The organism is Pseudomonas sp. R3-57 (assembly GCF_051132065.1).
Lineage (GTDB): Bacteria > Pseudomonadota > Gammaproteobacteria > Pseudomonadales > Pseudomonadaceae > Aquipseudomonas.
In genome coordinates, this window is the sequence record NZ_CP071655.1 from 2,702,163 (window position 1) to 2,714,868 (window position 12,706).

At 60.5% G+C, this 12,706-nt stretch carries 13 protein-coding genes and 1 tRNA gene; 6 read left to right on the forward strand and 8 right to left on the reverse strand.

Going from position 1 to position 12,706, the window contains the following annotated elements; genetic code table 11:
- Positions 1 to 109: 109 nt before the first annotated feature.
- The 7 genes from J3P93_RS12285 to J3P93_RS12315 all read right to left on the reverse strand — a co-directional run bounded on the left by J3P93_RS12285 (position 110) and on the right by J3P93_RS12315 (position 6,188).
- Entirely contained in the window at positions 110 to 331 is a 222-nt protein-coding gene (locus tag J3P93_RS12285; RefSeq protein WP_434597727.1) for a hypothetical protein, read from the reverse strand.
- A gap of 118 nt (positions 332 to 449) precedes the next feature.
- Positions 450 to 2,129 carry an MFS transporter gene (locus J3P93_RS12290; protein ID WP_434597730.1) on the reverse strand — a complete coding sequence of 560 codons (1,680 nt, stop codon included), beginning with the start codon at positions 2,127 to 2,129 and terminating at the stop codon, positions 450 to 452.
- Between the two features lie 189 nt (positions 2,130 to 2,318).
- Positions 2,319 to 3,086 (reverse strand): phosphonate ABC transporter, permease protein PhnE, encoded by a 768-nt coding sequence (gene phnE / locus J3P93_RS12295; RefSeq protein WP_434597732.1) that lies wholly within the window; start codon positions 3,084 to 3,086, stop codon positions 2,319 to 2,321.
- The gene (locus J3P93_RS12300) at positions 3,083 to 3,907 is read right to left on the reverse strand and encodes a PhnE/PtxC family ABC transporter permease (protein ID WP_434597735.1); all 825 of its coding nucleotides are present in this window, start codon (positions 3,905 to 3,907) and stop codon (positions 3,083 to 3,085) included. Before J3P93_RS12300 ends, phnE begins: the two co-directional genes overlap by 4 nt.
- Positions 3,901 to 4,698 (reverse strand): phosphonate ABC transporter ATP-binding protein, encoded by a 798-nt coding sequence (locus J3P93_RS12305; protein WP_434597737.1) that lies wholly within the window; start codon positions 4,696 to 4,698, stop codon positions 3,901 to 3,903. Before J3P93_RS12305 ends, J3P93_RS12300 begins: the two co-directional genes overlap by 7 nt.
- Positions 4,695 to 5,558: a putative selenate ABC transporter substrate-binding protein gene (locus J3P93_RS12310; RefSeq protein ID WP_434597739.1), complete on the reverse strand. Its 864-nt coding sequence runs from the start codon at positions 5,556 to 5,558 to the stop codon at positions 4,695 to 4,697. The genes J3P93_RS12305 and J3P93_RS12310 overlap by 4 nt, the downstream gene beginning before the upstream one ends.
- Before the next feature lie 228 nt (positions 5,559 to 5,786).
- Complete coding sequence (locus J3P93_RS12315; protein ID WP_434597741.1) at positions 5,787 to 6,188, reverse strand: RidA family protein; 402 nt, start codon at positions 6,186 to 6,188, stop codon at positions 5,787 to 5,789.
- A 113-nt stretch (positions 6,189 to 6,301) separates the two neighbouring features.
- Between J3P93_RS12315 and J3P93_RS12320 the strand changes: the two genes are divergently transcribed.
- From J3P93_RS12320 to J3P93_RS12340, 5 genes are all read left to right on the forward strand, one after another.
- Entirely contained in the window at positions 6,302 to 7,195 is an 894-nt protein-coding gene (locus J3P93_RS12320; RefSeq protein WP_434597743.1) for a LysR substrate-binding domain-containing protein, read from the forward strand.
- A gap of 120 nt (positions 7,196 to 7,315) precedes the next feature.
- Entirely contained in the window at positions 7,316 to 8,476 is a 1,161-nt protein-coding gene (locus J3P93_RS12325) for a radical SAM/SPASM domain-containing protein (RefSeq protein WP_434597746.1), read from the forward strand.
- A gap of 94 nt (positions 8,477 to 8,570) precedes the next feature.
- Positions 8,571 to 9,581: a GlxA family transcriptional regulator gene (locus J3P93_RS12330; RefSeq protein WP_434597749.1), complete on the forward strand. Its 1,011-nt coding sequence runs from the start codon at positions 8,571 to 8,573 to the stop codon at positions 9,579 to 9,581.
- Positions 9,582 to 10,206: 625 nt separating this feature from the next.
- On the forward strand, positions 10,207 to 10,581 hold the full coding sequence (locus J3P93_RS12335; protein ID WP_434597751.1) for a DUF6124 family protein: 375 nt from the start codon (positions 10,207 to 10,209) through the stop codon (positions 10,579 to 10,581).
- Between the two features lie 50 nt (positions 10,582 to 10,631).
- Positions 10,632 to 10,988 (forward strand): DUF6124 family protein, encoded by a 357-nt coding sequence (locus J3P93_RS12340; protein ID WP_434597753.1) that lies wholly within the window; start codon positions 10,632 to 10,634, stop codon positions 10,986 to 10,988.
- Positions 10,989 to 11,215: 227 nt separating this feature from the next.
- Here the strand turns inward: J3P93_RS12340 and J3P93_RS12345 are convergent, their stop codons facing one another.
- Positions 11,216 to 12,244, reverse strand: a complete 1,029-nt coding sequence (locus J3P93_RS12345; RefSeq protein ID WP_434597755.1) for an alpha/beta fold hydrolase — start codon at positions 12,242 to 12,244, stop codon at positions 11,216 to 11,218.
- Between the two features lie 318 nt (positions 12,245 to 12,562).
- Here J3P93_RS12345 and J3P93_RS12350 point away from each other — a divergent pair.
- Positions 12,563 to 12,637 (forward strand) — tRNA-Gln (locus tag J3P93_RS12350).
- Positions 12,638 to 12,706: the final 69 nt, after the last annotated feature.

A 12,706-nucleotide genomic window follows, 5' to 3' on the forward strand; every position in this document is an offset into this window, starting at 1 on the left:
GGGAGGGCTAGGGTGAGGGCAGACGGTCTCGAATCCGAAGAACATTCGACGCCGAGCAGACTCTCCCTCATCACCTCGGGGCAGAACGGGCTACAACTGACAAACCACCTCAGTTGCCATCCGCCACCTTGCGCTCGATCTCATCCACCTTGCGCTGCAGCTCTTCGGCATCTTGCTCTTTCACACGGGTCGACGACGGAGTAATGACCTTGTCCACGCCCTCGGTGCTTTCATCGCGATCTTCAAGCGCACGCTCCACCACATTCACCGGTTTACCGGAAGTGTCGGTAGGTGGGCCTTTCGGGGTTTTGTCGTTGTGGTTGCTGTTCATGGTGATGACCTCCATTGGTGTAACCATTGGAGGCATCACAAAGCGGCGGGTTCGATATTTTTCGGCCGGTTGATAGCCAATGGCGCCCGCTCGTTGCCAGCGGGCGCCGTGTCGCCGGTCAGTCCTTGAGAATGTCGCGGTCCTTGGTTTCCGGCAGGAAGAACGTGCCGAGCACCGCTGTCATCACGGCGATGACGATCGGGTACCACAGGCCGTAATAGATATCCCCGGTGGCCGCGACCATGGCGAAGGCCACCGTCGGCAGGAAGCCGCCGAACCAGCCGTTGCCGATGTGGTAGGGCAGCGACATCGAGGTGTAGCGGATGCGCGTCGGGAACAATTCGACCAGCCACGCCGCAATCGGCCCGTAGACCATGGTCACGTAGATCACCAGGATGGTCAGCAACAGCAGCACCATCGGGTAGTTGATCTTCGCCGGATCGGCTTTTTCCGGGTAGCCGGCTTCCTTCAGCGCGGCGGCGAGGCTGGCGGTGAAGGCGTCGTTGCGCGCCTTGAAGTCGGCGGCGGGCAGGGCGCTGCCTTCGAAGCTTTCGATGACTTTGTCGCCGATGCGCACTTGCGCGACGATGCCCGGTTCTGCCTCGACGTTTTCATAGGGAATCGCGCGTTTGGCCAACAAGGTCTTCGCCAGATCGCAGGAACTGGTGAAGCGAGCCTTGCCCACCGGGTCGAACTGGAACGAGCACTGGTCGGGATTGGCGATCACCTTGACCGGGTTTTTCTCCTGTGCAACGAACACATCGGGATTGCCGTACTGGGTCAGCGCGTTAAAGATCGGGAAGTAAGTCAGCGCCGCCAGAATGCAACCGACCATGATGATCGGCTTGCGCCCGATGCGGTCGGAGAGGCTGCCGAAGATGACGAAAAACGGCGTGCCGATGATCAACGAACCGGCGATCAGCAGGTTGGCAGTCTGCGCATCGATTTTCAGTGTCTGCAACAGGAAGAACAATGCGTAGAACTGCCCGGTGTACCAGACCACCGCTTGCCCGGCCGTGCCGCCGAGCAGCGACATGATCACCACTTTGAGGTTGTCCCAGCGGGCGAAGGATTCGGTCAGCGGCGCTTTCGACGCCTTGCCTTCGGCCTTCATTTTCTGGAACACCGGCGACTCGCTCAGTTGCAGGCGGATGTACACCGAGACGATCAGCAGCAGGATCGACAGCAGAAACGGAATCCGCCAGCCCCATGCTTCGAACGCTTCCGTGCCCAGCGCGGTGCGGCAGGCCAGAATCACCAGCAACGACAGAAACAGCCCGAGCGTGGCGGTGGTTTGAATCCACGAGGTGAAAAAGCCGCGCCGATTGCGCGGCGCGTGCTCGGCCACGTAAGTCGCGGCGCCGCCATATTCGCCGCCCAGCGCCAGACCCTGGAGCAAACGCAGGATGATCAGGATGATCGGTGCGGCGACGCCGATGGTCGCGTAACTGGGCAACAAGCCGACAATGGCGGTGGACACGCCCATGATCACGATGGTGATCAGAAAAGTGTGTTTGCGCCCGATCATGTCGCCGAGCCGGCCGAACACGATCGCGCCGAACGGCCGCACCGCAAAGCCCGCCGCAAAGGCGAGCAGGGCAAAGATGAATGCAGTGGTTTCGTTGACGCCGGCAAAGAAGTGCTTGGCGATGATCGCCGCCAGTGAGCCGTAGAGGTAAAAGTCGTACCACTCGAAAACCGTGCCCAGGGATGAGGCGAAGATAACCTTGCGCTCTTCCTTGGTGATGCCGCCGCTGCGCGGTGGACTGCCGGTGGATGCTGTGTCGATTGAGGCCATGGGTGTTCTCCGTTGTGCTTATTGTTGTAGGCCGGAGTCCCCCGTTACTGCTTGTTCACTCTGGCCTTGTGGCAAAAATCGCCCTTGCTGTCGCGTGTCGCGTGCACAGTCTGACCGCCTCGCCGGGCGGCGAGGTTTCCTCAAGCATAATCAGCTTTTGCCAGATATCCACTGAGCTGCCTGTAAACCTTAGGCCTTGACCCAACGCTGGCGGCTCCAGGCACTCAACCAGTCGACCAGAAACACCAGCACCAGCATCGCCAGAATCACCGTACTGGCCTGGGCTTCCTGAAACAGACTGAGGCTGACATAGAGCATCTGCCCCAGCCCGCCGGCGCCGACAAAGCCCAGCACGCTGGCCATGCGGATGTTGTTTTCCCAGCGATACAGCATGTACGCGAGCAGTTGCGGCGCAAGGTTCGGCAGGGTGCCGTAGCAGAACGCGAGCAGCGGATTGCCGCCCTGCAAACGGATCGCTTCGGCCGGTTGCGGCGGGGTGTTTTCCAGCGCTTCGGCGAACAGCCGACCGAGCACGCCGGTGGTGTGCAGGGCGAGGGCGAGGGTGCCGGCGTTGGGCCCAAGACCGGCGGCCAAAACCATCAGCGCCGCCCAGACCAGTTCCGGTATCGCCCGCAGACCGTTGAGCAACAGGCGCGAAAGGCTTTGCAGCGGCCAGCCGAAACGCCCGGCGGCGGGCAGCGCCACGACGATGCCGAACACGGCCGCGAGCAACGTGCCGAGCGCCGACATGGCCAGGGTTTCCAGCGAACCGTGGAGAATCGCTTTGAGGTAGTCCGCGCTCAGGTCCGGGCTGAGAAAGCGCTGCACATAAGCGCCCATCTGCTTGAGGCTGGCCGCGCTGCCCAATTCGCCGAGGTTGAGCCCCAGATAGCTGAACGAAGCAACCACCGCGACGCCGATCGCCGCGATCAGCAGCAGGTTGATCAGACGATTCATGCCAGCCTCCAGCGCAGCAAACGGCTGAACTGATCGGCCAGCAGCACCAGCAGCAGAAACATCAGCAACATGCTCGCCACTTCGCCGCCGGCGAACATGCGGATCGACAAGTCGATCTGCTGACCCAAACCTCCGGCGCCAACAAAGCCCATCACCACCGAAGCGCGGATCGCGCATTCCCAGCGGTAGACGCTGTAAGACAACAGTTCCGCCGCGACATTGGGCAGCGTGCCGTAGGCGAACGCCGCCAGTCGACCGCTGCCGGCCTGCATCAAGGCGTGGGCCGGGCGTTGGTCGGTGGACTCGAAAATCTCCGCGTACACCTTGCCGAGCATGCCGCTGTAAGTGATGGCAATCGCCAGCACACCCGCCGCCGGGCCGAGGCCGACCGCACGCACGAACAGCAGCGCCCAGACGATCTCTGGCACGCTGCGCAGGAAAATCAGCAAGCCGCGCACCGGCCAGCGCAGCAACCGTCCCAGGCGACTCGGGACGCCGCCCCGTGACGCCGCCGACAGTGACAACGCGCGGCTGGCGATCAGGCTGGCCGGCACCGCCAGCAGCAGCGCCAAGGCCATGCCGGCCGTGGCAATGGCCAGGGTTTGCAGGGTCGCGGTCAGCAGAATCTGCATGAACGCGGCGTCATGCGCCGGTGGCCAGAACTGCGCGACAAAGCGGCCCATCTCGTTCTGGCTGTCAGGCAGCAACACGCCCAGATTCAGTTCGCTCAAATGAATGCCCGGCCACAGCAGGGCAATCGCCAACAGCGTCAGAAGCAGTCTCGGCCAGGCGGCCGGGTCGCGTGAATCGGCCTTCAGCATCGTGGGATCTGCACAGTCAGCGGCGGCGCCGCCGCAGTCGGCGATTGCAGTTTTTCGTTGGCGTACAGCGCGTCGAGCATTTTCCGGCTGACTTGCCCGGACGGGCTGTCGAACAGGATCTGCCCGTCACGTAGACCAATGATGCGCGGGAAGTGCGACAGCGCCAGGTCCACCGCGTGCAGGCTCGCCACCAGGGTGACGTTATGCTCGCGGGCATGGCGCGACAGCACCGACAAGGTATGCCCGGCCATCACCGGGTCCATCGCCGACACGGGTTCGTCGGCCAGCAACACCTCCGGCGCCTGATACAGCACGCGGGCGATGCCGACGCGCTGCAACTGGCCGCCAGACAATTGCTGGCAATGCGCGAACAATTTGTCACCGAGATCCAGCCGCGCCAGCGCCGCCCGCGCACCGGCCACATCCAGCGGATGCAACAGATTCAACAGGCTTTTGCCCAGACTCCATTGGCCAAGCTTGCCGGCCAGTACCGCCGTGACTACACGCTGACGCGGCGGTAGCGGCGGCGCCTGATGCACCAGGCCAATCCGCGCACGCAGGCGTTGACGCTGGCGGGCGGGCAAGTGCCAGGCGCGTTCGCCGAGCACTTCGATGTCACCGCTGCTGGGCCGCAATGCGGTAGACAGCAGGTTGAGCAGGCTCGATTTGCCGGCGCCGGACGGGCCGATGATCGCGACCTGCTCGCCCGCGGCAATCTGTAGATCGACAGAACGAAGGGCATCGACGCCATTGGCGTGGCGCAAGCTGCCCTGGTTAAGGCTTAGGGTCATTTCAACAGTTCGGCGGCGCGGGCGGCTTCCTCGATGCCCTTGTAATTCTCGGGTTTGGTGTCGATGAAGCGGCTGGCGGCCTGCAGGTCGAGGATTTTCTTTTGCTCAGGCTTGGCCGGGTCGAGATCAAGGAACGCTTTCTTGATTTTCGCCGCGAGCGCCGGATCAAGGGTGCCGCGCACGGTCCAGTTGTAATCGAAGTAGGTCGGCGTGGTGGCAAAGACCTTGACCTTGTTGGTGTCGACCTTGCCGGCATCCACCAGTTTCTGCCAGACGCTGGCGTTCAGCACACCGGCATCGACCTTGCCGGCCTGCACCCAGGCAACGGTAGCGTCGTGGGCGCCGGAATAGGCGACACGGCTGAAATACGCTTCCGGCTTGATGCCGTCATTTTTCAGCATGAAATAACGCGGCATCAGGCTGCCGGAGGTCGACGACACCGAACCAAAGGCGAAGGTCTTGCCCTTGAGATCAGCGAGGCTTTTGACGTTCGGGTCGGCCGTGATGAATTTGCTGGTGAACTGCGCGTCCTGCTCACGCTGGACCAAGGGAATTACTGGCGTCGTCGCCTCGGTCTTCAAACGTGCCTGAACAAAAGTGAAACCACCGAGCCAGGCCATGTCGAGGCGATCGGTAGCCAGGGCTTCAACCACGGCCGGATAGTCGGCCACCGGCACGAACTGCACCTTCATGCCCAGTTGCTGTTCCAGATACGCGCCCAGCGGTTCGAACTTTCGCAGCAGTTCGGTCGGCGCTTCATCCGGAATCGCGCTGACGCGCAACACATCAGCGGCCTGCGTCATCAGCGCAGACACAGACAGGGCCAGGCCGGCGGTCAGTGCCAGGGTTCGTTTGAGCATGAAATTCTCCGTTTCGTAAGCGTCCAAAGGGCTGAAGTCGCGACGTGTGACGCACACTCAGGGTAGACGAGTCGGCGAGGTTATACGTATTCACACGCACAAAGGCCAGCGCCTTGGGTAGGCGCTGGCCTGGGTTTGAGGATGGCTATGCAACCAGACGCGGCTGGCCTTGGCAACCGCTCGGCTATGTCCGGATATTTTCAGCCGCCGGACCGTGTTGTAAATCGATCAGGCAGCCTCGGGCAACCGGGCGATTACCTTGATCTCGAAATCGAAGCCGTACAGCCAGGTCACGCCAACCGCCGTCACCGTCGGGTGCGGTGCATCGCCCCAGAATTCCGTCAGAACGACATTCCAGATCGTCTCGAATTTCGATTGCGGGTCGACGATGAAAATCGTCACGTCGACCACGTTCTCGAAGCTGGCACCGGCCTCGTCAAGGATCGCATTGAGGTTGTGGAACGCCTGGCGTACCTGATCTTTCAGATCCGGTTCTGGCGTGCCGTCCTCGGTACTGCCGACTTGCCCGGACACAAACAGAAAACCGTTCGAGCGAATCGCCGGAGAATAACGGTGGCGCTCGTAGAGCGTGCGGCGGGTGGGCGGGAAAACAACGTCGCGCTGAGTCATCGGGGTGTCTCCATCAGAGGGTGATGGCGCCACTTTAGGTATTTGCAGCAGGCCGATAAACGCGCAAGCTTGGCGTTCACTGTTTGCAAATTCCAAACAATCGAGGCGCGACCTTGGACCGTTTTGACGCAATGCAGGCCTTCGCCCGAGTGGTCGAGGCGGGGAGCTTCACCAAAGCGGCAGAAACCTTGCACATGAGCAAGACCACCGTGACCCAGTTGGTGCAACAGCTGGAGGCGCGCTTGCGGGTCAAACTGCTCAACCGCACCACGCGCAAGGTCAACGTCACCGCCGATGGCGCGGCTTATTACCAGCGAGTAGTCAAGCTGCTGGCCGAGCTGGACGACGCTGAAACCAGCCTGCCCGGTGTTGCGGCAGTGCCTTCGGGGCGACTGCGCGTCGATGTGCCGAGCCCCTTCGCGCGGCATATTCTGGTGCCGGCACTGCCAGAGTTCCATGCGCGGTATCCGGACATTCAGATCGACATGGGCGTCAGCGACCGCATCGTCGACATCATCGATGAGAACGTTGATTGCGTGGTGCGCGGGGGCGAACTGCTGGATCTGTCGTTGATGGCGCGCAAATTGGCCGATTTACAGCTGGGGATATTTGCCGCGCCGGATTATCTGGCCCGCGAAGGCACGCCTGTGCACCCTCGGGATCTGGAAGACTCGCACCACCGGGTGGTCGGGTTTCTTTGGGCGCGCACCGGTAAACCAGTGCCGTATGCCTTGCACAAAGGTGAACAGCATTTGCAGATCAAAGGCCGCCATGTGCTGGCGGTCGACGACGGCAATGCCTATCTGGCGGCGGGTCTGGCCGGGATGGGGGTGTTGTGGCTGCCGACTTACATGTCCGATGCGCACGTCGCGCGGGGCGAACTCGTGCCGTTGTTCGAAGGCTGGCGGCTGGAAAGCATGCCGCTTTACCTCGCGTATCCGCCGAACCGGCATGTCAGTTTAAAGTTGCGGGTGTTTATCGACTGGATTGTGACGTTGATGGCGTAACGGGTTTGGTGCGCTTATTGCTTCTCGCTTTCCCATATCGTCAAAAAAACAACGAACCCGGCGACCCGAGCGTGAGCAGTGATGAGATGCGCACGTTCGACTCAAGGAGCAATGCGCATAATGAATATGTACATCGATATCGTCGGCGCCTGCAATCTGAGCTGCCCGTCATGCCCGATGGGGAATTCGGAAAATCTGAATTTCAAAAAAGCCATGCAACTGGACATGTTCAGGCAAATTGTCGAGAAGGCCCGGTCCGAGGGAGTGCGGACGATCTTTCTCTATAACTGGACCGAGCCTCTGGTTCATCCGAAAATCGGTGAGTTTATCGAGATCATCAACGCCGCCGGCATGGCGAGCGGGATCAGCACTAACCTGAACCTGGCCAAGAACATGGAAAAGGCCTTGCTGGCCGAGCCGAGCTACTTCCGCATATCGCTGTCGGGTTTCTATCAGGAAACCTACAAAAAGGGCCATGTGGGCGGTGATATCGAAGTGGTCAAACAGAACATGATCGCCCTCCATGAGATCAAGCAACGTCTGGGCTTGAGCACCCGTGTCGATGTCTACTATCACCGTTACCTGGACAACATCGACGAAGAAGCCTTGATGCGCGAGTTCAGTGAGCGTCTCGGGTTTGTGTTTACCACTGGCTATTCGGTGATGATGCCTTTGGAAAAGACGCTGGCAATCGTCGAGCGCGACCCCTCTGTTACGGCTACCGATTACGAAACCCTGAAACGCCTTGCATTGCCGCCGTACGATGACCTGGTGAACGTCATGCAGCAATATCCCAAGCAGGCGTGCCAGCTCAAGGATAACTGGCTGGTGATCGACTGCAATGGCAATACCGTACTGTGCTGCACGATCTTCAATCAGACCGAATACCAGGTGGGAAAGTATCTCGACATGCCGCTCGCCGAACTGACGCAGCGTAAATCGACCCAGCAGAATTGCGTCGACATGTGCAACCGCTGCGCGAGAAAAGGCTTGCACATTTACTCGACGTTTCCCAACCAGGGCGCACTCGAACAACATGCCGTCAATCGCATCATTGATTTCGAACGGCTCGAAAACCTCGGGTTTCCAGTCGACAGCGAGCGGCTGGGCCGTGCCGGCGAAGTCAGTGCGGAAAACTTCGACGAGGCGCAGTACCTTCGTTTGAACGACGATGTGCGGCTGGCGGTTTCCAACGGTGCTTTCACCAGCGGTTATCAGCACTACGTGCTCTGTGGCCGACTCGAAGGTCGAGCAGGCGCGGGAATGTTCTCGTTCGTTTGAGGCGTGGCTCGATCATCCTTGCGTGCGCGCGATTGACTCTTTATCGGTTCCGGCCAACTATCGGCCCACAACAACATGACCGATGGACTGAAACTTGACCGAACGACGCCAATTCAGCGGAGGCATGAAGGGCAAAAACCTCCGCTATCTGAATGAGCACAGCGATAGCGCGCCGTTGACCCGCACCGGTTTTCTGCTGCTTGAACACTTTTCACTGCCGGCCTTTACGCAGACGCTGGATGCGGTCGTGACCACCAATCTGTTGCGCCCCGGACTGTTTTCTTCGCGCACGTTCGGGCTGGGCGAGGGCGAAGTCATCAGCGACCTGGGGCTGGTGATTCGCCCCGATGCGCGCTTCGACGCAGCCGCGCTCGAGGAGCTGGATCTGCTGGTGGTGTGCGGCGGTTATCGCACCGAACTGCGCGCCAGCGATGGGTTTGTGCATTTACTCAAACTGGCGGCGGAGCGGGGCGTGAGTCTGGCCGGGTTGTGGAACGGTTCGTGGTTCCTCGGCCGCGCCGGGCTGCTCGACGGCTATCGCTGCGCCATCCACCCGGAGCATCGTCCGGCGCTGACCGAAATCGCCAAGGCCACGCACGTTAGCAGCGAACCTTATGTGATCGACCGCGACCGGCTCACCGCGTCGAGCCCGTCGGGGGCTTTCCACATGGCGCTGGACTGGATCAAGAGCCTGCACGGCAAGGCGCTGGTCGAGGGTGTCGAGGACATTCTCGCGTTCGAGGAGTCGCGCTACCGGCGGATCAAGCCGGACGAAAACCTCTGCGTCAGCGCGCCGTTGCGTGAGGTGGTCAAGCTGATGGACGCCAATCTGGAAGAACCGCTGGAGCTGGAGCAACTGGCGGTGTACGCCGGACGTTCTCGCCGGCAACTGGAGCGCCTGTTCAAGGAACAACTCGGCACCACACCGCAGCGTTACTACCTGGAACTGCGCATCACCGAAGCACGCCGCCTGCTGCAACACACCGAGTTGTCACAAGTGGAAGTGCTGGTGGCCTGCGGATTTGTCTCGCCGAGCCATTTCAGCAAGTGTTACAGCGCCTATTTTGGCTACCGGCCTTCCAAAGAGAAACGCTTGGTCAAATAGCACCAACCGCTTTTACTTTGCCGAGTTCACCTCGGGACCACACGTCGGCGTGCCTCGCCCAAACAGAAGCAGCGCTCGGCTTGGGTTTTGCGGTGGATTTGCCCCTCTTCGGCACGCCGCCCGCCCAGCCCTCTCCCCCTGGAGAGGGAGCCGATTTGTGTTGGCTTTGAAGTTTGTGTTCGACTCGGTATTTCTTGTCGGCGCAGCAGGCGCTTTCACCACGGTCAGTTCCCTCTCCCTTTGGGAGAGGGCTAGGGTGAGGGTGGCTCTTAAACGTCACCGGGCACCAACGTTTAAAACACACCAACTGTTACGCCATAGCGGCTACAACTCCTTGCGCCGTTGCCTACGCGTACGCCAGAATCCGCCGGCTTGTGCGCTTTAGCCCCGGACTCTATCGTTGACCTGCCACTGCCCATCAGTGGTCGGGTTTAGTAGCCCGTTTGGTATTAGCGGCGCATAAGCCCATCAGTCAGGTACGTCCATACCTGCACTTGATGGCGGTTGTGCGCAGGGCGCTCTCGAGCGCGCCGGTTTTGCTAATTCCACCGGTCTACTAACCTGCGCACAGCTGCCACCCTTCTTTTAGTAGAGATCGGTCGCAGCCCTATTTTAGGAATTAGCTATGTTCAAAGTTACGCCCAACCCGCCAGACACCGATCCAATCCCCTACGACGCCGCACTCGAACCTCAAAACATCAAAGACGCTGCCGATCGCGCCATCAACTTCTACCTCAGTCCCGGGGCGCACAAGATTTCGATTCCCTCGCGCAACACCGGCAAGATCTACCTCATCGACCCTACCGTGGATAACGAAACGCTGCTCGTCGAAGCGACGGAAACCCTGTCCTCGGCCAGTGACATGGCCCGTGAACTCGCCGATTCGATTGACAGTTCCCAGCGCAAAAAAATGCTCATCCTGCGACAGATGATCATGCTCAGCGAGCTGACGGTAAACCGCGTGCTGGATAATCAGCGCTTGCCCAACCCGTCGCAGTGACGATCATCCGTTAACGAGCCTCGAGGGGTTCCTGTCTGGAGTTGCAGCTGATGTCCAAGCCACCCGAAGCACCGCTCACTGACCCGGCCTCGCCGTACGCGTCCCCCAACTCGCGAAAGCTCCACGAAGCGGCGGAGCGCGCGCTTGACCATTACCTGTTGCCCGCCGCGATCATGGCCACGCCCTATACGCCCAGCCCGCTGTTCATGGTCAACCCGCAATCGGACACCGAAACGTTGCTGACCAATGCCAGCGGTTCCCTGGCGTCCGCCACGGTCATGCTTGGCAATTTTGCGGGGGTATTGGAGGGCTCCAATCGCCAGACTTTGTTGGGCATTGCGCAGGTGGTCATGTTGGGTGAACTGGCGGTGAACAAGGCGTTGGATCTGGTTGTGCCAACCGAGTGATCGCGAACGTTAGGCGGGCTTGAGGGTGTCTGAACGGGCGTCATCGCGAGCAGGCTCACTCCTACCTTTGAAATGCGTTCCCCTGTAGGAGTGAGCCTGCTCGCGATAACGTCCGTTCAGGCAAAGAATCTGCAAGCTTTTACACTGAACCTGACCGTCCCTCGAGCCTCAAGCCCACCTTTAACCAATCAAGCAGTCAGCCGTTGCGGCTGACTGCTTTTGTGTTTCTACAGGTGATCAGCGTCGATGACAGCTTGGGCAAACGCCTTCGGATCTTCCTGCGGCAAGTTGTGCCCGATGCCGCCGCTGATCAAGCGGAACTGGTATTTACCGGTAAAGCGCTTGGCGTAATCCTCCGGTGCCGGGTGCGGTGCGCCGTTGGCGTCGCCTTCGAGGGTGATGGTCGGCACGCTGATCGACGGCGCGGTGGCGAGTTTCTGTTCCAGCGCCGCGTATTGCGCTTCACCCTGCACCAGGCCCAGGCGCCAGCGGTAATTGAACACGGTGATCTCGACGTGATCCGGGTTCTGCAAGGCCTTGGCGCTGCGATCGAAGGTCGCGTCGTCGAATTTCCACTGCGGCGAGGCGGTTTGCCAGATCAGTTTGGCGAAGTCATGGGTGTTCTTCGCATAACCGGCGCGACCGCGTTCGGTGGCGAAGTAGAACTGGTACCACCATTGCAATTCGGCTTTTGGCGGCAGCGGGTTCTGCCCGGCGGCCTGATTGCCGATCAGGTAACCGCTGACCGCCACCAGCGCCTTGACGCGCTCGGGCCACAGCGCCGCAACGATGTCCGCTGAACGCGCGCCCCAGTCGTAGCCGCCGAGCACGGCTTGCTTGATCTTCAGTGCGTCCATGAAGTCGATGACGTCACTGGCCAGCGCCGCCGGTTGGCCGTTGCGCAGGGTGTCTTTGGAAAGGAATTGCGTATCACCGTAACCGCGCGCATAGGGCATCAGCACCCGGTAGCCGTTGGCGGCCAGCAGCGGCGCGACTTCGTCGTAGCTGTGAATGTCGTAGGGCCAGCCGTGCAGCAGGATCACCACCGGGCCGCTGGCCGGGCCGGTTTCGGCATAAGCGACGTCGAGCACGCCGGCCTTCACATGTTTCAGCGGGCCGAAGGGCGAGGGCGCGGAATAGCTGATCGCAGCCGGTTCGGCGGTTTGCGCCTGAACGCTGGCGACAGTGCCGAACAGCGACAGCGCCAGGATCGACAAGCCGAGTGCGGTTTTACGGGTGTGCAGTGCCTTTTTCATGGGGACGTCTCCTGTGCATGCCTTGGTCAAGGGGCTGAATGAAACCTTGAAACCGTGAGTGCATTTGAGCGGATGGACGTATCCGGGCTGTGTCGAACAATAGCCGTGTTGCAAGGCGCCGTATCGTCGCTGCGCGGGTACACACTGTGATACACGACGGGCGGAACGGGGCGGGCGCGGGCGGTTTTACGGGGGTAAAAATTAAGTCGCTGTTTTAAAACAAAAAATATTTCACGCCGGGCTTCCCAAAGCCAAACAATGTTGGTAAATTGCGCCCCGTTCTTACAGCGAACCCAACGGGCCGCTGGAAAGAGCAGTAGGGGCGTCGCCAAGCGGTAAGGCAGCAGGTTTTGATCCTGCCATGCGTTGGTTCGAATCCAGCCGCCCCTGCCATATTCGAAAAAACGCCAACTTCGCAAGAAGTTGGCGTTTTTTTATGCCTGCGATTTGGCAAGGCACAGC